Raw genomic sequence first — 21158 nt, forward strand, 5'->3', positions numbered from 1 at the left:
TCCCGGATAGTCTACCTCGCCGCGCATCACCAGCCCCGGCGCTGTCCGCGCGCCGCCTTTGCCGCATGCGCCGCTTTTTGCGGCAGCTCGCAACCGGGTCAGTCGCTGCGTTGTTCGGTCAGTGCACCAACCGCCGAATCCGCCGCACCAAACACCAGACCGCCACCACGACCAAGGGCGTCACCATCGCCCCGATCACCGGTTTCGACAGGCCGATCGCGCTGCCCACGGGCGCCAGAACATACAGCGAAATGCTGATGGCATAATAGCTGATCGCAACCACACTCAGCCCCTCGACGGTTTCTTGCAACTGCAATTGCAGTTCGGCACGGCGGTTCATGCCTTCGAGAAGCTGATGATTCTGGGCCGAGCGTTCCACGTCTACCCGGGTGCGCAGCAACTCTCCCGCCCGATTGGCCCGGTCGGTCATGCCCGCCAGTCGACGTTCGGCCGATTTCACCGTACGCATCGCCGGATCAAACCGCCGCATCATGAACTCGGCAAAGGTCTGGCGGCCCTGAAAGCGGGTCTCGCGCAGGACCTCGACCCGTTGATTGACCAAGGCCTCATAGGCCCCGGACGCGCCGAAGCGAAAGCTGGACCGAACCGATAGATTTTCCAGTTCGGCGGCGATTTCAAGCAAGGATTTCAGGGTCTCTTCGGCGCTGTTGGTCGGATCGCTCATGCCCTCCACGATCCGGGTCAGCCGGGCCTCAATGGGGGCCATCCCATCCCCCAGATCCCGCGCCATTGCCAGACCCAGCATCGACATGGTGTTGTAAATCTCAATCTCACACATCCGCTGCACGATGCGCCCGATCTGCCGCGAGGTGACGTCTGCGGGCGCGAACACCGCAATCCGCTTGTGACCTGCGGCATCAATCCGAAAGTCCGAGGCGATGATCAGCCCGCTGCCCACCACTTCGCTGACCGCGACGCTTTCATTGACGAACCAGTCCTCAACCTTGCCCGAGACCTCGTCAGGATCGGTATACCGCTCAACCCGGATCAGGGCCGAGGTCATCCGCACCCCCGGCGCGGCGTCCAGCCAATCTTCCGGCAACATCTTGAACGACTGGCCATCAAACGCCACGCCGGTGTCGCCGTCGGAAAACAGCGTATAGGTCACAAATTCGGTATGGCTTTCCCATTTCAGGACATGTTTGCCGATTTCCCCGGAATAATGCGTCGCCCCCGGCGTCGGATGGGGGGCACCGTGGCGATCCAGCAAATCAATCAGATGGGCCCGGTCGGCCTCGCGGTCACGCCCAGCCGCATCTTGTGGCTGCTTGATCGCCAGAAACAACGCCGTGCCGGGGGCCGAGACCACCGGAAAGGGCCGGGCATGAAGTTCATTCGCCAAAGCATAGCGCAGTTCGTGATCCCGGATCATAATTGTCTTAACCTTCCTCGTCGCGTTCGGATCTGTGCGCGCCCCGTATCTGTCAGGCTGCGGCACTCGGTCCAGCGCGTCAACGCGTTGCATCAGGCAGCCTTGGCGTGGGATAGCACAGCCAGTCCTGTACGAAACGCCTGTCCCATGCGACAGAACGGCCCGTTCGGGACGCCACGCCCCCACGGCCCTCATCCCGGCCTCACCCCGCACCCGAGGATCCTGACCATGCACATGCCTTTGCCTCTGACCCGCGATCTGGTGCTTGTTGGCGGCGGTCATACCCATGCTTTGGTGCTGAAGCGGTGGGCGATGCGGCCCCTGCCCGGGACACGCCTGACCCTGATCGATCCGCAGCCTGCTGCCGCCTATTCCGGCATGCTGCCCGGCCATGTGGCCGGACATTATTCCCGTCAGGACCTAGAGATCGATCTGGTGCGTCTGGCCCGGATGGCCGGAGCGCGCCTGATCCTTGACGCTGCCACTGGCCTTGACCGGGCCGCCCGCAAGGTGCTGTTGGCCGGGCGTGCCCCGGTGGCCTATGATGTGGCCTCCATCGATATCGGCATCACCTCGGCCATGCCGGACCTGCCGGGCTTTGCCGACCACGCCGTTCCGGCCAAGCCATTGGGGCCCTTCGCCGCCCGGTGGCGGGCGTTTACCGAAACCGGCGGTCAGGCGGACGGCGCAGTCGTAGTGATTGGCGCAGGGGTCGCCGGGGTTGAACTGGCCATGGCCATGGCGCACCGCCTGCGGCAGATCGGCGGGAGGCAGCCAAAGGTCACGCTGATTGAGGCGCACACCGCACTCGCAGCCCTGCGTCCCCCGGCCCAAGCCCGGCTGCGCACGGCGCTGGACCAACAGGGCATCACCCTTCTGGAACAGCGCCAGATCACCCATATATCCGCCAACGAAATCCATCTGGCAGATGGCCAGAGCCTCAGCTTCGACTTTTGCACCGGCACGGCTGGCACCCGCCCACATAATTGGCTGGCCAGCACGGGCCTGCCGCTGACCGACGGGTTCGTCGACGTGGGCGCCGATCTGTGTAGCACCGGCGACCCGGCGATTTATGCGGTTGGCGATTGCGCCCATCTGACCCATGCGCCGCGCCCCAAAGCCGGAGTTTTTGCGGTGCGCGAAGCCCCAATTCTGGACCACAACCTGCGTGCTGATCTGACCGAAGGCGCGCGCCGGTCCTATTGGCCGCAGCGGGATTACCTCAAGCTGATTTCGCTTGGCGAGCGGGCCGCCCTTGTCGAGAAAGGCCCGGTGACCCTTGCGGCCCCGTGGCTGTGGCGGCTGAAGGACCGCATTGATCGCCGCTTCATGGATCAATTCCGGCAGGCCCCGGCGATGCCCGCGCCGCCGTTGCCCGACCTCGTCGCCGCCGGGGTTCACGATGAACTGGCTGGCGGCAAACCGTTATGCGGGGGGTGCGGTTCAAAAGTCGGCGCGGGCACGCTGCACAGCGCAATTGACTTGCTGCCGCCGACGATCAGGACCGACATCTTATCCGCACCGGGCGATGACGCTGCGGTTCTGGACATCGGCGGGCAGCGCCAAGTGCTGACCACTGATCACTTGCGCGCCGTCACGGACGACCCGTGGTTGATGGCCCAAATCGCCGCGCATCATGCTTTGGGCGATGTCTGGGCCATGGGCGCGACACCGCAATGCGCGCTGTCATCCTTGATCCTGCCGCCGCTGTCTGCCGCGCTGCAAGCCCGAACCTTGCACGAGATCACCCGCGCCGCCGCCGACGTATTCCGCGCCGCCGGTGCCGACATTGTCGGCGGGCACACCACCTTGGGCGCCGAACTGACCATTGGCTTCACCGTCACCGGCCTTGTGCCCGACCGCCCCTTGACCCTTGCCGGAGCGCGCCCCGGCGACGCCCTGATCCTGACCCGGCCCATCGGCAGCGGCGTCTTGCTGGCCGCCGAGATGCAGGGCCGGGCCGAAGGCCGATGGATGGCAGCACTTTATAGGGCGATGACCAAAAGCCAAGGCCCGGCCGCCGCCATTCTGGCCCCGGTTGCCCATGCGATGACCGACATCACCGGCTTCGGTCTGGCGGGTCACGTGCTGGGCATGGCGGACGCTTCAGGCACCGCCATGACCCTTAATCCTGCCGCCTTGCCACTTTACGACGGGGCCGCAGACCTCGCCGCCGCCGGACTACGCTCGTCGCTGTTTCCGTCGAACCGGGATCACGTCTTGCCGCGGATGTTTGGCTTTGACGACAGCCCACAAACCGATCTGCTGTTCGACCCGCAGACTTGTGGCGGTCTGCTGGCCGCGGTTCCCAAGGATCAGATGTGCCGGTTGTTGGCCGAACTGGAGGCGCAGGGCCTGCCGTCGCACCACATCGGGGACGTCGAACCGGGACCGGCCTGCCTGCACCGACGCGCGGGGGCCTAAGCGGGATCAGTCGGCCCCGGCCAATACCCGCGGGCCCGGAACCGGGAACACCACATCGTACACCCAATTAAACACCAGCGCGTAGACCAGATAGAAGCCGGCAAAGCCGATATCCATCCACAGGGCCTGCATTACCGAGATCCCCATGTACCACGCAATAAACGGTAGCAAGCTGACCAGAATGCCAATCTCAAACAGAACAGCATGGCCAAGGCGCAACCACAGCGTCTTGCGGGTATGCCCGAAGCTGCGCATCATCGCCTTATCAAAGACAAGGTTGTAGACATAGTTCCACACCGTCGCGATGGTGGCCCCCACCAGTGCGACGATGCCAATATGGCCCATCGGGGTGCCGAACGCCCACGCGCCCAGCGGGGTAATCAGGGCCAACCCGAAAATTTCAAACGATATTGCGTGACGCAAACGATCTTTGGACGTGCGCATGACGACCTCTTCATTGATATTGGGTCGTCCCAATCAAAAACCCAAGTGGGGGAGGTCGTCCTCGCACGCCTTAAGTACGGCCTCTGCCGCCAGTTTCAAGAGGCAACAGCGCCGTTGTCTGCCAGTTCAATCGCCGCTTCCAGTTCCGGCAGGGCTGCGGTCACAGCGTCGGGGCTGAGATCGTCCAAATGCACACCGGCGACGACGGCATCGCTGTGCCGGTCTGCGGATTTACCATAGCGCGGATCGTAATGGTGCAGCATCAACGCCGCAGCCACCTGCTGAAACGCGCCCTCGGCCACCAGCCCTTGCCATTCGGCGATACGCGCCGCGCCGTGCAACGGCTTCAACTTGCCGATCAAGGCGCTGAATCCCGCTGGATCTGCGACAAGATCGGCATAAGCATGCGGGAAGAACGCCGCACGCGCCGCCAACGGCACCTCGATCTGTACCCGAGGCGCGATGATCATGCCGCGCCAGATTTGCGGCGGCACCAGCAGATTGCCGACCTTGCTGCTTTCGGCCTCGACCAGAACCGGACGCGCCGGATCAAACCGCGACAAGGTGCGCGCGATCGTGCTTTCAAACCATTTCTGGCTGGGTTGCGGATCCGCCTGCCCGCCAAAGACCGAGCCGCGATGCCGGGCCAGCCCTTCCAGATCCAGCACCTGCGCGCCGCGCTCGGCCAGACGGTGCAGCAACGCGGTCTTGCCGGTACAGGTCATGCCTTCCAGCACCACCAGCCGATGCGCCAAAGGCCGGTCATACAGCGCCTCAACCACCAACCGACGATAGGTCCGATAGCCGCCATTAAGGATCTCGGCCCGCCAACCGATCTCACGCAACAGCCAGCCAAAGGTGCCCGAGCGTTGCCCGCCGCGCCAGCAATAGACCAAGGGCCGCCAAGCCCCATCCCGATCCGCCAATGCTGTATCCACATGGTGGGCCACATTCCGCAGCACCAGCGCGGCCCCCATCTTGCGGGCCCCGAAACGGCTTTGTTGCACATACATGGTGCCAACCCGGGCGCGTTCGTCATTGTCGAGAACCGGCAGGCTGATCGCCCCCGGCACCCGGTCTTCGGCAAATTCATCGGGCGAGCGGGCATCGATGAGGTCATCGAACCCGGCGGCGTCCAGATCGGACAGGTTGGTCAGGTGAAAAGTCATGCCCGTCGATACACTGCCCTTAGCGCCGGGGAAAGGGACCGGCCCGTTAATCCTGATTGCGCAAAATGCGGGCCGGACGCACCGCAAGCGGACGCCATGCAAAGGCCAATCCTGAGATCAGCGTCGCCAGAACCCCGCCCAGAATGATCGTCAGTGCCGACCCCCATGCCAGCGCGAAGGGCGCGTCCATCACATAAGTCATCACCCCCCATCCCGCAGCCGCCCCAGCGGCCAGCGCCACCAGCCCAGCCGCGCCGCCAAGCAAGGCGGACCGCAGCGCGAAACTGCCCAAGATGCGTCCACGCGTGGCCCCAAGCGTCTTCAGGATGGCCGCTTCATAGATCCGGCCCCGCTCGCCCGCAGCCGCCGCACCGATCAACACCACGAAGCCGGTGAGCAGCGTCGCCGCCGCCCCATAGGACGTCGCCGCCGCGATCCCGGCCAGCACGCCCGCGACATTGTCGATGGCATCCCGGACCCGGATGGCGGTGATGTTGGGATAGGCCGTCGCCAGATCGCGCAACACGGCGGCCTCCGTCGCCTCATCGGCATAGACCGTCGAGATATAGGTATGCGGCGCCCCGGCCAGCGCAGCCGGGTTCATCGTCATCACGAAGCCAATCCCAGCGGTCGAGAAATCCACCACCCGAAAGCTGGTCACCTCGGCCTCGATCTCGCGCCCCAGCACGTTGACCGTCACCCGGTCACCCAGTTTGAGACCAATTTCCAGCGCCTCTTCTTCGGCAAAGCTCATCTGGGGTGGGCCAGTGTAATCTTCCGGCCACCAAGCGCCTTGCGTCACGATGGTGCGCGGCGGCGGTGTTGCCGAATAGGTCAGCCCCCGGTCGCCGCGCACCACCCAGTGATCGCCCGCAACCTCACGCGCCGGACGCCCATTGATCTTGGTAATAACGCCGCGCAGCATCGCCGCCGTATCGGTGCGGCTGACGCCCGCATCACCGTCCAGCCGGTCGCGGAAGCCGTCGATCTGGTCGGGCTGAATGTCGACAAAGAAATACGACGGCGCCACCGCGGGCAATTCGCCCTGAATGGCCGAGCGCAGGTTGGTGTCGATCTGGCCAACCGCCGCCAGCACCGTCAGCCCCAGCCCAAGCGACAGCACCACGGACACCGCCGCTTCGTCCGGCCCGCCAACGGCCGCAAGGGCCAAGCGCAAGGCGGGTCGCCCGCGCAAGACCGGGCTGCGCGACAAGCGCCGGGCCATCCAACGCAACCCCCGCGCCGCCAGTGCCAGCACGGCCAGCGCCCCGGCAATTCCGCCCGCCGTCCACAACGCCAGCCCCGGCACCCCCGAGAACAGCGCCGCGGCCCCGACCAGCAACAGCAACAGTCCGGCAATCACCGCCAGATAGGGCAATCGCGGCCAGCCGCCATCCCCCGGCCCCGTCCCCCGGAACAACGCGGCGGGGCGGACCCGCTCGGTCTGGGCCAGCGGCCACAGCACGAAAATCAGCGCCGTCAATGTCCCGTACAACGCCGCCTCCAGCAACGGAGCGGGAAAGACGCCAAAGGCAACCGGCACCGGCAACTGCGCCTGAATAAGCGGTGCCAGCGCCAGCGGCAGTGCCGCGCCCAGAACCACCCCAGCGGTCACTCCGACCACTGTCAGCACCCCCACCTGAATGAGATAGGTGGCAAAAATCGTGGCGCGGTCAGCGCCCAAGGTTTTCAGCACCGCAATGACCCCGGTTTTGCCCGCCAGATAGGCCCGCACCGAGGCCGAGATCCCGACCCCGCCCACGGCCAGCCCCGCCAGCCCGACCAACACCAGAAACGCGCCGATGCGTTCGACAAAGCGCTGCACCCCCGGCGCGCCGTTGCGGCTGTCACGCCAGCGCATTCCGGCATCGCGGAACCGGGTCTCGGCCACGACTTCCAGCGCGGCAAGATCGGTGCCTTCGGGCAGGCTCAGGCGGTATTTCGCGTCAAACAGCGTGCCCTCGCTTAACAAGCCTGATCCATCCAGATCACTGGCCCGCACAATGGTGCGCGGTCCCAAGCCAAACCCAGCCGATGACGCATCCGGTTCGGTGACCAGCACCGCCGTCAGGCGGAAGGTCTGCACCCCCAGTTGAAAGGTGTCACCGACCGCCAAGCCCAACCGGTCGATCAGTCCGCGCTGCATCACGGCCCCCGGCAGATCGCCGGACCCATCCAAAGCCGTCGCCAACGGCATGACCGGGTCCAGGACCACCGCGCCCACCAACGGATACGCAGCGTCCACCGCCTTGACCTGCGTCAGCCCGCGATCGGCTGCGGTGCCCGCGCCGACCACGGCCATGGACCGAAAATCAATCACCTCCGACAGGCCCGTCGCCGTATCGGCCATCCATGCCCGCTCTGTCGCGTCGGCCCGGCGATAGGTGAATTCCATCTCGGCATCGCCGCCCAGAATGACCGCGCCTTGATCCGTCAAGCCTGCCTCAATCGCAGCACGGACCATGCCGACCGCGGCAATCGCCGTCACCCCAAGGGTCAGGCACAACAGGAAAATCCGAAAGCCCGCCAAGCCACCACGCAATTCACGCCGGGCGATCCGCGCCGCAACGCGCAGCGTCATTCTGCCGCCCTCGCCGATGCGTCATCGATCACCCGGCCATCCGCCAGATGCAGCACCCGGTCACAGCGCGCCGCCAGTTCCGGCGCATGAGTGACAAGCACCAGCGTCGCGCCATGTCGGTCCCGCAATCCAAACAGCAGATCCATGATCGCCTGCCCATTGGCCCCGTCCAGATTGCCCGTCGGCTCATCGGCCAACAGGATCGCCGGGCGCGGTGCCGCCGCCCGGGCCAACGCCACGCGCTGCTGCTCGCCCCCGGACATCTGCGAGGGGTAATGGTCCGCCCGACTGGCCAGTCCGACCGCCGCCAGTTCTTCGGCGGCACGGTCGAACGCGTCCTTATGTCCGGCCAATTCTAACGGGGTTGCGACATTTTCCAGCGCGGTCATGGTCGGGATCAGGTGGAAGGATTGAAAGACAACCCCCATATGATCCCTGCGGAACACCGCAAGCTGGTCTTCATCCAGCGCCCCTAAATCGCGGCCCAGCGCCGTGACTTGCCCCCCCGTGGCGCGGTCCAAGCCGCCCATGAGCATCAGGAGAGACGATTTGCCGGACCCGGATGGCCCCACCAGCCCCAGCGTTTCACCAGCACTTACCGCCACCGTGATCCCGTGCAGGATGTCCACCGGCCCGGCATTGCCGTCAAGCGTCAGACGCACATCGGTGAGGGATAGGATCGGGTCGGCCATAAGTGCGCTCCTGCGGTTGCGGCATCCCCTTGCATATGGCGCGACAGCCGCCCATCGCAAGCGCCTGTCGGCAGTTGCCTTGGTCGCCGTCCTTTCAAGCGGCGCTGCGGTCTGGGCCGAACCGGTTACCATCGCTGCGCTTGGCGACAGCCTGACCCAAGGCTACGGCCTGCCCGAAGGCGACGGATTCGTCCCGAAAATGGACCAATGGCTGCAAGATCATGGTGCAGAGGCCATAATTCTGAATGCCGGAGTGTCGGGGGACACCACGGCGGGTGGCCTGTCTCGTCTGGGCTGGACCCTGACCCCTGATGTCGATGCCATGATTGTGTTCTTGGGGGGCAATGACATGCTGCGCGGGCTTGATCCGGCCACCAGCCGCGCCAATCTGGATGCGATCCTATCCGAGGTTCAGACCCGCAACCTGCCGGTTCTGCTGATTGGCCTGCCCGCCGCCGGAAATTACGGCGCGACGTTTAAATCCGACTTCGATGCGATCTATCCCGAGTTGGCGGCCAAATACGGCACCCTTCTGGTGCCAGATTTCTTCGCGGCGCTTCAGGCACAGCCCGGCGGCACGGCCGCGATCCGTCAGCGCTATTTTCAGGCCGATGGCATTCACCCCAATCCCGATGGTGTGACCCTGATCGTTGACCAGATCGGCCCTGAGGTTGCGAAGCTGATTGAACTGGCGCAAGACTGACCACGCCCCCTGTCCCGCCCCTTTCCGCGCCCTAGGTGACGGGGGGCACGGAGGGCACATCGATGCTGCTACAGGTTCAATCTCTGACCAAGACTTATCCGGCAGCACCGGGTACGGATGCGGCTCGGCATGTTCTGTCCGGCGTCTCGCTGACGCTAGATGCTGGCGAGACGTTGGCCCTGACCGGTGAAAGCGGCAGCGGCAAAAGCACGTTGATGACCCTGATTGCGGGCTTGGACCGCCCCGATAGCGGCCAGATCCGAATCGAAGGGGCCGACATCGCTGGTTGGCCCGACCGACGCCTTGCCCAGATGCGCCGTCGCCAGATTGGCTTGATCTTTCAGCAGTTCAATTTGATCCCCTCTTTGGATGTCGCGGCAAATCTGGCGTTTCAGGCCCGGCTTGCGGGCCGCTTTGACCAAGGCTGGACCGCGATCGTGGCCCAGCGGCTGGGCCTTGACGGGCATCTGTCGCTCTATCCCGAACAGTTGTCCGGTGGCCAGCAGCAGCGCGTCGCCATCGGGCGAGCTTTGGCCGCGCGGCCCGCGCTGGTCTTGGCGGATGAGCCGACCGGCAATCTGGACGAAGCCACCGCCGACCGGGTCATCGATCTGATGCTGGAGCTGGTGATCGACAGTGGCGCGGGGCTGTTGATGGTCACCCATTCCAGCCGCCTCGCCGCACGGCTGGGGCGCCGCACCCATCTCAGCCATGGGCGGCTGGCATGAAACGCGCCGCCGCCCACGCGCTGTGGTCCCATTGGCGGCGTCACCCCGGTCAGGCCCTGACGCTGGTGCTGGGGCTGGCGCTGGCAACGGCGCTATGGACCGGCGTACAGGCGATCAACGCCGAGGCCCGCGCCAGCTATGCCCGCGCCACCGCCGTGCTGACACAAGACGCCCAGACAACGCTAATCGCCCGAGATGGCGGCACGATTCCGGTGGCGACCTATGTGCGCCTGCGCCGAGCCGGGTGGCAGGTTGCCCCGGTGCTGGAAGGTACCACCCGGCTGGCCGGACGCACCGTGACCCTGCTGGGCCTCGATCCGCTGTCCGGGCCGGTGTTGCCCCAAACTGCGCCGCTAGGATCCGGTGGCATTGCCCCGTTCATTGGCCCGCCCGGTCAACTTTATGCCGCGCCCGACACCGCCGCCCAACTGAACGGCGCGGTCCAGCCCGAGATCGTCGTATCAGACGATCTGCCACCGGATCATCTGATCGGCGATATTGCCCTTGTGGCCCGCCTGCTGGGGCGACCCGATCACCTGACCCGTCTGGTCCTTGCCCCCGCGCAAGCCACCGACCTGCCCCCCCTCGACCAAATCGCCCCGGCCCTGATCCGGGCCGATCCCGCCCCCGGCTCCGACCTTGCCGGGCTGACCGACAGTTTTCACCTGAACCTGACCGCCTTCGCCGCGCTGGCCTTCGCGGTGGGCCTGTTCATCGTCCACAGCGCCATCGGCTTGGCGTTCGAACAGCGCCGGCCGATGTATCGAACGCTGCGGGCTTTGGGCCTGTCAGCCCGCGCCCTCACCGGCCTTCTGGCGCTGGAACTGCTGGCCGTGGCGCTGATGGCCGGGCTGCTGGGCGTCGCAATGGGCTATGGCATCGCCGCAGCCCTGCTGCCGGACGTGGCCGCCACCCTGCGCGGTCTCTACGGCGCACCGGCCCGCGATAGCCTTGGGCTGCGGCCCGGGTGGATCGCCGCCGGGCTGCTCATGTCGCTATTGGGTACGGTGGTGGCGGGCGGTCAGGCCCTGTGGCGTCTGCACCGCCTGCCCATTCTGGCCAGCGCCGCGCCGCGGGCATGGCGCCGCGCCTCGACCAAGGGGCTGGGCTGGCAGGGTGGGTTGGCGGGGCTGCTGTTGCTGGCGGCAGGCTTGCTGACCCAAACCGCCGCCCCGCCGCACCTTGGCAGCGCCTTCGCCAGCCTTGCGGCGATGATGCTGGGCGCGGCCCTCGCCCTGCCACCGCTTCTGGCGGGGCTATTGGCGCTGGGAACCCGGCTGGCCCGCGGCCCCGTCGCCCAGTGGTTCTGGGCCGACAGCCAACAGCAACTCCCCGGCCTGTCGCTGGCCCTGATGGCGCTGCTGCTGGCGCTGGCGGCCAATATCGGTGTCTCAACCATGGTCGGCAGTTTTCGCACCACCTTCACCGGGTGGCTGGACCAACGCCTTGTCGCGGACGTTTATATCGACGCAGGATCGCCCGAAACGGCGCAGGCAGTGTTGCCGGCCCTCCGCCAGACCGCCACCGCCATCCTGCCCCGCATCACCACCGAGGCCCGGCTGAATGGCCACCCCGGCGAGGTGCAACTTTTGTCCGACGATCACAGCTATCGCGATCACTGGCCGTTGCTCAGCCCCGCCGCCGGGGTGTGGGAGGGGCTGGCTGAGGGCCGCGGCGCGCTGATCAACGAACAACTGGCCTATCGCAGCGGTCTTGCTCCGGGCGATCCCGTGACCCTCGACGGCACCGCGCTGCCGATCCTAGCCATCTATTCCGATTACGGCAATCCGCGCCCGCAGGCGATCGTCGGCGCAGCCACCTTTGCCGCGCTGTTCCCCGACCGCGCGGTCCAACGCTACGGCCTGCACATGGACCCCGAGGACCTGCCCGCCTTGCGCCTTGATCTGGAGGGCCGGTTCGGGTTGCGCCCGGATCAGATCATCGATCAGGCCAGCATCAAGGCTGCGTCGCTGCGGGTTTTTGAACAGACCTTCACCGTCACTGCCGCACTGAATGTTCTGACCTTGGGGGTCGCTGGCGTCGCGATCCTGACCAGCTTGCTCACCCTCGCCAGCTTGCGCTTGCCGCAGATTGCGCCGCTCTGGGCGCTGGGGATGACCCGGGCACGTCTGGGGCAGCTTGAACTGTTGCGTGCAGGTGTCCTTGCCCTGTTCACCGCCATTCTGGCGCTGCCGGTGGGGCTGGCCTTGGCGTGGATATTGCTGGCCCGGGTCAATGTCGCGGCGTTCGGCTGGCGCCTGCCGATGGTGCTGTTTCCCGGCGATTGGGCGCTATTGGGCGGCATCGCCGTGCTGGCGGCGCTGGCCGCAGCCGCATGGCCCGCGCGCCGCCTTGCCACCCGCCCTGCCGCCGATCTGCTAAAGGTATTTGCCAGTGAGCGTTAGATCCCTTCTCTGCGCCGGGCTCATCGCCCTGCAACCAAGCCTTGGTCTTGCACAGGGCTTTGCCGGTCTGGCCAGCGATGCCGAGGGCTTTGCCCTGCCCCAGCCGAACCCAAGTTTCAGTTTTCCCCGCGATCACGGCCCCCATCCGGCGTTTCGCATTGAATGGTGGTATGTCACCGCCAATCTCAGCGACACGGCCGGGCGCGATTACGGCGTTCAGTGGACCCTGTTCCGCTCGGCCCTGCATCCCGGCGAGACCGCCGGCTGGGACTCGCCGCAAATCTGGTTTGCGCATGCTGCGGTGACCAGCGCCCAGCGCCATCTGGTCGGACAAAGCTATGCCCGGGGCGGCATCGGGCAGGCCGGCGTCACCGCGACGCCCTTTGCGGCGTTCATTAACGACTGGGCAATGACCGGACGCGCCGGACCGGGCCAAGACGGCCTCAGCGCCCTCGACCTGACCGCGCGTGGACCCGATTTTGCCTATGACCTGCAACTGGATGCCGACGGACCGCTCATTCGCCACGGCGATGGCGGCTATTCGGTGAAATCGCCGCGCGGTCAGGCCAGCTATTACTACGCGCAACCCGGCTACCAAGTCAGCGGTCATCTGGATTTGCCCTCCGGTCCGGTGGCGGTCACCGGGCAGGCGTGGCTGGACCGGGAATGGTCGTCGCAACCCCTCGCGCCGTCCCAGACCGGCTGGGACTGGTTTTCATTACATCTGGACAGCGGCGACAAGCTGATGGTGTACCGCCTGCGCGACACCGATGGCGCAGATTTCAACCCCGGCACTTGGATTGGCCAAGATGGCACCGCGCACTATCTGAATGATGGCGAGATCACCCTAACCGCGCAGGAGACCACCTCAATTGCAACCGCAACCCTTCCCACCACATGGCGGATCACCGTGCCCCATCGGCAGATCGACGTGATCGTCACCGCCCTCAACCCGCAGGCTTGGATGGACACGACCCCGGCCTATTGGGAAGGTCCGGTGCAGGTCACTGATGCCGCCAGCGGCGGCGCGGTCGGGCGCGGCTATCTTGAGATGACCGGCTATGACTGACTGGTGGGCCGAGCTCGGACAATTGCAGGACAGGTTCTGGACCTGCCTGTGCGACGGTGCTGCCGGACGCCACCCGGCGGCGCGGTTTTTGGCCCTTGCAACCGCCGGACAGACCGGCGGCGCCGAGGCGCGCATGGTGGTCCTGCGCGGCGCGGATCGCGGCAACGGCAGCCTAACGGTGCATACCGACACCCTATCCGCCAAAGTCAGTGAATTGCGGGCGGATCCCCGGGCATCGCTGCTGTTTTGGGACCCTGATCTGCGCCTGCAAGTGCGCCTGAAGGTCGAAGTTGGCATCGACACCGGACAGGTGGTGGACGCGGACTGGCAGCGCGTTCCCGAACCGGCCCGCCGGGTTTATGGCATCCTGCCGCCCCCCGGCGCGGATCTGACCGCTCCGGTCGATCTGGCAACCTTGCCTGATCGCAGCCGTTTTGCGGTTATGACCTGCACCATCACCCGGATCGACGCTCTGCATCTGGGCCGCACCACCCACCGGCGGGCCATGTTCCGGCGCAGCGATGATTGGATCGGCCAGTGGATCGCCCCCTAACCCGCGGCAGGCAAGATGCGCCCCTTGGCGGATGGATCCCCGTCCGGTTCAATCTTGCGTTAACCAAGACGCGCTAGCGCTGGTCAGGTGCCCCTGACCGGAGACCCGCATGACCCGCCTGATTTCGCCCGACTTCACGCCGCCTTGCCGGACCGATGTGCCCGCCTTTGCCCGCGCCTTGTCCAACCGGCTGTGGGAGGACAGAAACATTGCCGGTCTGGACAACCTGCTGGCCCCGGACGTGATCCTGCGGACCCCGGATCAGGTGCTGCATGGGGCGGGGGCGGTGCTTGCCGCCCTGTTGGCCGAACGCGCCGCCTGCCCGGACCTGCAAGCGCTGTGCGAAGACACGATCTGGTGCGATACCACCGCCCGCCAAGGCGACGGAGAGCCGGGCTTTTTATGCGCGAACCGGCTGACGGCACTGGCGGGGCACAGTGGCGACGGTCTGTTCGGCCCGGCCAGCGGCACCCGGCTGCGCGCCCGAATGATGCTGGATGTCTGGTGCACCGGTGACCGGGTCCGAGAAGGCTGGTTGATCCGCGACACCGCCGCCATTCACCGCGCGCTGGGGCAAGACCCCAAATCCGCAGTCCGGCAAAGCCTCAGCCAAGACAGCGGCCTTGAAAGCTGCGCACCACCCCTGACCCCCGACACCGATCCCGACGGCGCCTATGGGGGGCGCGGCGACGACAGCCCAACCGGCGACCACCTGTCAGACCTCGTCAAACGCATCATGACCGGTGAATTCTCGGCCATCGCCCATCACTACGACCGCGCCTGTGCGCTGGCCTATCCCGGCGGCACCGATGAGATCGGCCATCTGGCTGCGGAACGCTTCTGGATGGGGCTGCGCAGCGCCTTTCCCTCGGCCAGCTTCCGCATCGATCACTGCATGGGCCTGAAAGACGCCGGCGCCGCCCCCCGCGCCGCCCTGCGCTGGTCGCTTTATGGCAAGCATGACGGCTTCGGGGCGTTCGGTCCGCCCACCGGTGCCTATGTCTATGTGATGGGCATGACCCATGCCGAGTTCGGGCCGCACGGGCTGCGCCGCGACTGGACCCTCCTAGACGTCGCCGCCATCTGGAAACAGATCCTTTTGGCCACCGGCGCGGTCTAGCCCCGCCCGACCTCGACCGACGGCAAAATCCGCAGCCAGAACCGGTGCAGCATCAGCGCCGCCGCCATCACCAGACCGGCCAGCAACCCCAGCCAGACCCCGGCGGCACCCATCTCAAGCACAAAGCCCAGCACATAGGCCACCGGCACCCCGACCCCCCAGTAACTGACCGCAGCGAAGATCATCGGCACCCGGGTGTCCTGCACCCCGCGCAGCAGCGCCAGCACCATGACCTGAGCGCCGTCCGACAACTGGAACAGCGCCGCCAGCACCATCAACGTCACCCCGGTCGCCAAGATCTGATCCTTCAATGGATCAGACGCGTCCAGAAACACCAAAATCAATGGCTCAGGCACCAGCAGAAACACCACCACAGTCACGAAACTGACCAACAAGGACAAGATCAGCCCCGCAGTCCCGTCCCGGCGCAACAACGCGCCATCAGACCGGCCATACGCCGATGCGGCCCGGATTGTTGCGGCCTGCGACAGGCCCAGATGCACCATGAACGTCGCCGTGGCCAGTTGCAGCACGATCCCATGCGCCGCCAACGGCACCACACCGACCCAGCCCACCATCACCGCCGAGGCCGAGAACATCCCGACCTCGGCCAGCAGGGTCAACCCAATCGGCCAGCCCAAACGGAACACCCGCCCCAGCCCGACCCAGTCGGGCCGCCACAGCCGCACGAAGATCGCGTGATCCGGGTGTTTCCACGCGGCGTAGGCACCCAAGGTGGCCGCACCCATCAGATTGGTGCCCACTGTCGCCACCGCCGCGCCCTGCACCCCCAGTTCGGGCAGGCCCAGCCGACCGAAAATCAGCACATAATTCAGCCCCGCGTTCAGAACCGCGCTGGCCAAGGTCACGACCATCACCACCCGGGTCTGCTCCAGCGCCGCAAGATAGCTGCGCAACACCATAAAGATCAGCGCTGCGGGCAAGCCCCATGCCGCGACCCGGATGTAATCTCCGGCCAGAATGGCGACCTGATCGGGCTGGCCCAGCGCCGCAAACAGCGACCGCCACATGATCAGCACCGGCACCACGAGGGCGGCAAAGCCCATGGACGCCCACAGCCCCATCCGCGTCACCCGGCGAATTTGCACCACATCGCCCACTGCCGCCGCCGCCGCAACCAGCGGCATGACCGCAAAGGCAAAACCCGACCCCAGCAGAATCATCGTGAACAGGATCGACGTCGCCACCACCAGCGCCGCCAGTTCAGGCACGCCATACCAGCCGATCATCACCGTATCGGTGAGCGTGATCAGAAATTGCGCCAGCTGACTGCCGATCAACGGCAGCCCCAGCGTCAGAATCGCCGCCATATGCGACCAAAGGGATTTTGTCTGAACCATGCTTGCCCTTAATCGCTTGGCAGGCGCGGCTCAAGCATCAAGACGCGGGCTTATTGCACCTCGACATACCGGGCCATCATCCGCGCGATATTGCTGCGGCGGAACTGGCGCAGCGTGTCTTTGCCGGGGATATAGCGGATGCCGCCGCTCACCGCACTGAAGCCGCTGTCGCCGCGATAATCATTGATGGCGCTGCCGTATTCCAAAAACAGGCTCGAGCTCCAGCCTTGCGGCCGGTACTCCGTGCCCACGCCCCAGACCTGACCGTCCGTATCGGCCATCAATCCGGCGTTCACGCTCCAGTTGTCGGTGACATAGTAATCGACCTCGCCCTGCGCAAAGAGCGAGCTTTGGCTGCGCCCCGGAACCGGGTCCGTGTGGCTGAGATATTGCAACCCGCCCATTCCGCGCCACGTCAAGGATTGCCCGAAATGCTCGGCGGTATAGGCCAACTCGCTGCTGGTGCTCAGATCCTTGGCATCGCGGATTCGCGCCCCGATGCCGAACCGGTTGGTCCCGACCGAGCGCGCGAATTGCAGCTGCCCGCCGCTTGAGGCCGGAAACGGCCCGCTCAGATCATCAGGCAGCACACCCAATTCCAGTGCGCCGCGGACTTTGCCATCGCCCACCCCCCACGTCAGACCCGCCGTCAGCCGCAGATAATCGCTGTTGGCCCCGCCCACCGGATCACTGTTGGAATAGGCCAGCGCCACATCCCCATCTGCCGCATGCGCCGCGCTGCCGCTTGCTAGCACGACCAAAGCGGTCACCGCATATGCGGTCATGGTCTGCTTCATGGCTCTGCCTCATTGGTTTTTTCTTTGACGAAAACAAACCATGGCCCACCCGCCAATGCAACTGCCGCACCGCTGCGGATTGTGCCGGGCGGTGGTTTTGCCCTAGACTGAGCATCCATGGACGCCACCCCAAAAAAGAACGAGCAGCACAATGGCCGATGATCTCCTGTCCTCCGCACCTGCGGCCTCTGACTATGACGCCTCCTCCATCGAGGTTCTCGAGGGGCTGGAGCCGGTGCGCAAACGTCCCGGCATGTATATTGGCGGTACCGATGAACGGGCGCTGCACCATCTGGTGGCCGAGGTTCTTGACAACTCCATGGACGAAGCGGTCGCCGGGCACGCCTCGCGCATTGAGGTTGAACTGCTGGCGGACGGCAGCTGCACGGTGCGCGACAATGGCCGCGGCATTCCGGTGGACCCGCACCCGAAATTTCCGGGCAAATCCGCGCTTGAGGTGATTTTGTGCACCCTGCACGCGGGCGGCAAATTCTCGGGCAAAGCCTATCAGACCTCCGGCGGCCTGCACGGCGTCGGCATCTCGGTGGTCAATGCGCTGTCCGATCACGTCCGGGTCGAGGTTGCCCGCAATCGCCAGCTTTACGTCCAAGAATTTTCCCGCGGCATCCCCCAAGGGCCGGTGACCGAGGCCGGTGCGGCCCCCAACAGACGCGGCACCTCGGTCACCTTCCACCCAGATGCCGAGATCTTCGGTAAGTTAAGGTTAAAGCCGGCACGATTGCTGAAAATGGTGCGCTCGAAAGCCTACCTATTCTCGGGCGTCGAAATCCGCTGGAAATCGGCCATCGACGATGGCGAAACCCCGCTCGAGGCCACCTTCCACTTCCCCGGCGGCCTATCCGACTACTTGCGCGAAACACTTGACGGCGCAGCCACTTATGCCGACCGCCCGTTCGCGGGTAAAGTCAGCTTCGAAGAACGCTTCAAACTGCCCGGTCAGGTGGAATGGGCGATCAACTGGACCCCGTCGCGCGACGGCTTCATCCAATCTTACTGTAACACCGTGCCGACCCCCGAAGGCGGCACCCACGAAGCCGGGTTCTGGGCCGCTATCCTCAAGGGCATCCGCGCCTATGGCGAGTTGGTCAACAACCGCAAGGCCAAGGACATCTCGCGCGAGGACCTGCTAACCGGGGGCTGCGCGCTGGTCTCTTGCTTCATCCGCGACCCTGAATTCGTCGGCCAGACCAAGGACCGGCTGGCCACAACCGACGCCGCCCGTCTGGTCGAAGGCGCGGTGCGCGATCACTTTGACAACTGGCTGGCCGCCGACACCAAATCCGCCGGGGCGATCCTCGATTTCCTGATCCTGCGCGCCGAAGAACGCCTGCGCCGCCGTCAGGAAAAGGAAACCGCCCGCAAGACCGCCACCAAGAAGCTGCGCCTCCCCGGAAAATTGGTCGACTGTTCGCAATCGGCCCGCGACGGCACCGAAATTTTCCTCGTCGAAGGCGACAGCGCCGGTGGCTCCGCCAAGATGGCCCGTGACCGCAAGACCCAGGCCCTGCTGCCTCTGCGCGGCAAGATCCTGAACGTGCTGGGGGCGGCCTCGTCCAAGATGGGCGCGAACCAAGAAATCAACGACCTGTGCCAAGCCCTTGGGGTCGGCATGGGCAGCCGGTTCAACGTCGAAGACCTGCGCTATGACAAGGTCATCATCATGACCGACGCCGATGTGGACGGCGCCCATATCGCCGCCCTGTTGATGACCTTTTTCTTCAGCCAGATGCGGCCACTGATCGATGCTGGCCACCTCTACCTCGCCTGCCCGCCGCTCTACCGCCTGACCCAAGGGGCGCACCGGGTCTATTGCCTCGACGAGGCCGAGCGCGATGCGTGGATGGAAAAAGGCGTCGGCGGACGCGGCAAGATCGACGTCTCACGCTTCAAGGGCTTGGGCGAGATGGATGCCAAGGATTTGAAAGACACCACCATGAACCCGCTGACGCGCAAGCTGATCCGGGTCAATATCGACGAGGACGAGCCGGGCGAAACCGGCGATCTGGTCGAACGCCTGATGGGCAAGAAGCCCGAAAAGCGGTTCGAGTATATTCAGGAAAACGCCCGCTTCGTCGAAGAGTTGGATGTTTAACTGGCGCGGCCATCCCAGCCTTGCCTAAGGCTGGGCTTGGCGGCAACGTCAGAGGGATCACCCCGTGCAGCCCGTCCATGTGCGCCAACGCGGTCGCCTATGCCTGCAACCACGGCATCATACGCCACTGTTGCAGGTGATCAAACAGGCCTGACATCAAGCGCATTTTCTTCAGCCAAGCCCTGACCCATCCGCCCTGTTTCGCCACCTAAGGCCGTGGACCAGACACCTTCCCCCGCTTCAAAACTGATTTTTTAATCCAGTCTTTGACTGGGAATCGTGGCTTGGGCAGCACCGGAAGCGGAACAGCCTTATTCTTGCCCGTGTCGATGCCAGCAATGAAGTCACGCAACGCGCGGTCCAAAAACTTCTTCATCTCCGGAACGGTACTCCGCGAGAGGTCTGAATCTATAACCGGCTCGTCCAAATCAATGCCGAACTCGTCCTTCAGCCAAAGCAATTCTGGCACTGCTTGCTGCCGGATCAAATCAATTGTCTCTGGAGGCAGGACAAATTTCGGGCCGCCAATTTTTGTCAGATAACGCCTGTTCGCGACGTTATAAGCCGCCTCTCCTAATATTTTCCGGTGCAGGTCGGCCATGAACACAGCTTTCATAGATAAGCTCGTATTCACACGGATACGCTCGATGTCCGCAATTGGTCCTGAATAGCCGATTGCCGTCAAGATATCGAATTCGGCCGCAAAAGATTTTGAGGTCGCGAAAGGACGCACGAGAATTCGATCTTTTCCCAAAGCATTTAGAAACGGACGTAATTTGGTTACTTTAGGCCAAATCGGATCCGCAAGCAGTTTGGAAAGTGAATGCGCCCCCATTTTGACCGATTGATTGATCACACTTGTGGAAAGGGCGATTGGGTGCCGCACGTAGTACACAACATTCAGCTCAAATCCAATGTTGGAAAAATATGCGTCCAATTTCTTGATTTGTGGAATCATCAAATCAAAGAAATACTCTGTCGACAGTAATATATCGCCATCGAAGCCGCGAACCTCTTCCTCTAATTTTGAAAGAAATTCTTTCGACCGGCGCTCTGCCTCTTCTTTCGGAATGTCTTTATTTTTAAAATAAAAACTGCGCACCCCACTTTGATGGAATTCGGCCACAAGGATCGTATGATCCACAGAGTCTCCGGGATACAATAATCCGTTATTTTTCAATGCCAATCTGGACGCAGACAACGATCGCTGGATTGACGTCGTGCCGGTCTTTGGCATGCCGACATGCAAGTAACATTTCCGAATTGGTTCTCTCACACAAATTTAGAAAATTTCGCGCCAGTCGGCCCCAAGATAACGTAGGCACGCGGCGTACTGTATTGAGGCGAAATGTTCCACCCCAGATGGCCACATCCGTCCCCGCCTCTCCCGCAGTTTTCACCCCCCGGACGCCACTGCCACAATCCACTTCCCCCTGATCCGATCAGTGCCCCGGCGGGGCCGCGTTCTGTCAACAGGCCAACCCTGCCCCCCCTGCGAGTGTAAGGCCAAGGGTCCGACGAAAGTCCGACAAAAGTCCGATAGATGTCCGACACCGAAAACCGGGCGATTTCGGCCTTTTCCACCGCCGCCTGCCGTGTCAGTCTT

General features: G+C 64.5%; 16 protein-coding genes. 8 read left to right on the forward strand and 8 right to left on the reverse strand.

All coding sequences use genetic code 11. The annotated features are described in order from the left end of the window. Positions 1-118: 118 nt before the first annotated feature. Positions 119-1393 carry a DUF3422 family protein gene (locus BV911_RS12320; RefSeq protein WP_086053922.1) on the reverse strand — a complete coding sequence of 425 codons (1275 nt, stop codon included), beginning with the start codon at positions 1391-1393 and terminating at the stop codon, positions 119-121. 228 nt (positions 1394-1621) lie between these two features. Between BV911_RS12320 and selD the strand changes: the two genes are divergently transcribed. Beyond that, the gene (selD, locus tag BV911_RS12325) at positions 1622-3817 is read left to right on the forward strand and encodes a selenide, water dikinase SelD (protein ID WP_086053923.1); all 2196 of its coding nucleotides are present in this window, start codon (positions 1622-1624) and stop codon (positions 3815-3817) included. 6 nt (positions 3818-3823) lie between these two features. On the opposite strand, the gene BV911_RS12330 is transcribed toward selD, so the two are convergent. From BV911_RS12330 to BV911_RS12345, 4 genes are all read right to left on the reverse strand, one after another. Further along, on the reverse strand, positions 3824-4261 hold the full coding sequence (locus BV911_RS12330; RefSeq protein ID WP_086053924.1) for a PACE efflux transporter: 438 nt from the start codon (positions 4259-4261) through the stop codon (positions 3824-3826). A gap of 95 nt (positions 4262-4356) precedes the next feature. Then, complete coding sequence (mnmH, locus tag BV911_RS12335; RefSeq protein WP_086053925.1) at positions 4357-5430, reverse strand: tRNA 2-selenouridine(34) synthase MnmH; 1074 nt, start codon at positions 5428-5430, stop codon at positions 4357-4359. A 46-nt stretch (positions 5431-5476) separates the two neighbouring features. Further along, complete coding sequence (locus tag BV911_RS12340; RefSeq protein WP_086053926.1) at positions 5477-8011, reverse strand: ABC transporter permease; 2535 nt, start codon at positions 8009-8011, stop codon at positions 5477-5479. After that, positions 8008-8703 (reverse strand): ABC transporter ATP-binding protein, encoded by a 696-nt coding sequence (locus tag BV911_RS12345; protein WP_086053927.1) that lies wholly within the window; start codon positions 8701-8703, stop codon positions 8008-8010. The genes BV911_RS12340 and BV911_RS12345 overlap by 4 nt, the downstream gene beginning before the upstream one ends. 16 nt (positions 8704-8719) lie before the next feature. Here BV911_RS12345 and BV911_RS12350 point away from each other — a divergent pair, with 16 nt between their 5' ends. The 6 genes from BV911_RS12350 to BV911_RS12375 all read left to right on the forward strand — a co-directional run bounded on the left by BV911_RS12350 (position 8720) and on the right by BV911_RS12375 (position 15281). Continuing rightward, complete coding sequence (locus BV911_RS12350) at positions 8720-9406, forward strand: arylesterase (protein WP_240512230.1); 687 nt, start codon at positions 8720-8722, stop codon at positions 9404-9406. 62 nt (positions 9407-9468) lie between these two features. Further along, on the forward strand, positions 9469-10134 hold the full coding sequence (locus BV911_RS12355; RefSeq protein ID WP_086053928.1) for an ABC transporter ATP-binding protein: 666 nt from the start codon (positions 9469-9471) through the stop codon (positions 10132-10134). Next, positions 10131-12539, forward strand: a complete 2409-nt coding sequence (locus BV911_RS12360; RefSeq protein ID WP_086053929.1) for an ABC transporter permease — start codon at positions 10131-10133, stop codon at positions 12537-12539. The genes BV911_RS12355 and BV911_RS12360 overlap by 4 nt, the downstream gene beginning before the upstream one ends. Then, positions 12529-13608, forward strand: coding sequence for a lipocalin-like domain-containing protein (locus BV911_RS12365; RefSeq protein ID WP_086053930.1), 1080 nt, complete (start codon positions 12529-12531; stop codon positions 13606-13608). Before BV911_RS12360 ends, BV911_RS12365 begins: the two co-directional genes overlap by 11 nt. After that, positions 13601-14161: a pyridoxamine 5'-phosphate oxidase family protein gene (locus BV911_RS12370; RefSeq protein ID WP_086053931.1), complete on the forward strand. Its 561-nt coding sequence runs from the start codon at positions 13601-13603 to the stop codon at positions 14159-14161. Before BV911_RS12365 ends, BV911_RS12370 begins: the two co-directional genes overlap by 8 nt. 109 nt (positions 14162-14270) lie before the next feature. Beyond that, positions 14271-15281 (forward strand): ester cyclase, encoded by a 1011-nt coding sequence (locus BV911_RS12375; protein WP_086053932.1) that lies wholly within the window; start codon positions 14271-14273, stop codon positions 15279-15281. On the opposite strand, the gene BV911_RS12380 is transcribed toward BV911_RS12375, so the two are convergent. Together BV911_RS12380 and BV911_RS12385 are read right to left on the reverse strand one after the other, a co-directional pair. After that, a complete protein-coding gene (locus tag BV911_RS12380) occupies positions 15278-16642 on the reverse strand; it encodes an MATE family efflux transporter (RefSeq protein WP_086053933.1) in 1365 nt (454 codons plus the stop codon). The two genes, BV911_RS12375 and BV911_RS12380, sit on opposite strands and share 4 nt — an antisense overlap. Positions 16643-16692: 50 nt before the next feature. Next, positions 16693-17439, reverse strand: a complete 747-nt coding sequence (locus BV911_RS12385) for a hypothetical protein (protein ID WP_086053934.1) — start codon at positions 17437-17439, stop codon at positions 16693-16695. 151 nt (positions 17440-17590) lie between these two features. On the opposite strand from BV911_RS12385, the gene parE reads away from it, so the two are divergent. Continuing rightward, positions 17591-19552, forward strand: coding sequence for a DNA topoisomerase IV subunit B (gene parE, locus BV911_RS12390; RefSeq protein ID WP_086053935.1), 1962 nt, complete (start codon positions 17591-17593; stop codon positions 19550-19552). 208 nt (positions 19553-19760) lie between these two features. On the opposite strand, the gene BV911_RS12395 is transcribed toward parE, so the two are convergent. Then, the gene (locus BV911_RS12395; protein WP_086053936.1) at positions 19761-20696 is read right to left on the reverse strand and encodes a hypothetical protein; all 936 of its coding nucleotides are present in this window, start codon (positions 20694-20696) and stop codon (positions 19761-19763) included. Positions 20697-21158: the final 462 nt, after the last annotated feature.

The sequence above is a fragment of the Pseudoruegeria sp. SK021 genome, from assembly GCF_002119405.1.
Classification (GTDB): domain Bacteria; phylum Pseudomonadota; class Alphaproteobacteria; order Rhodobacterales; family Rhodobacteraceae; genus Meridianimarinicoccus.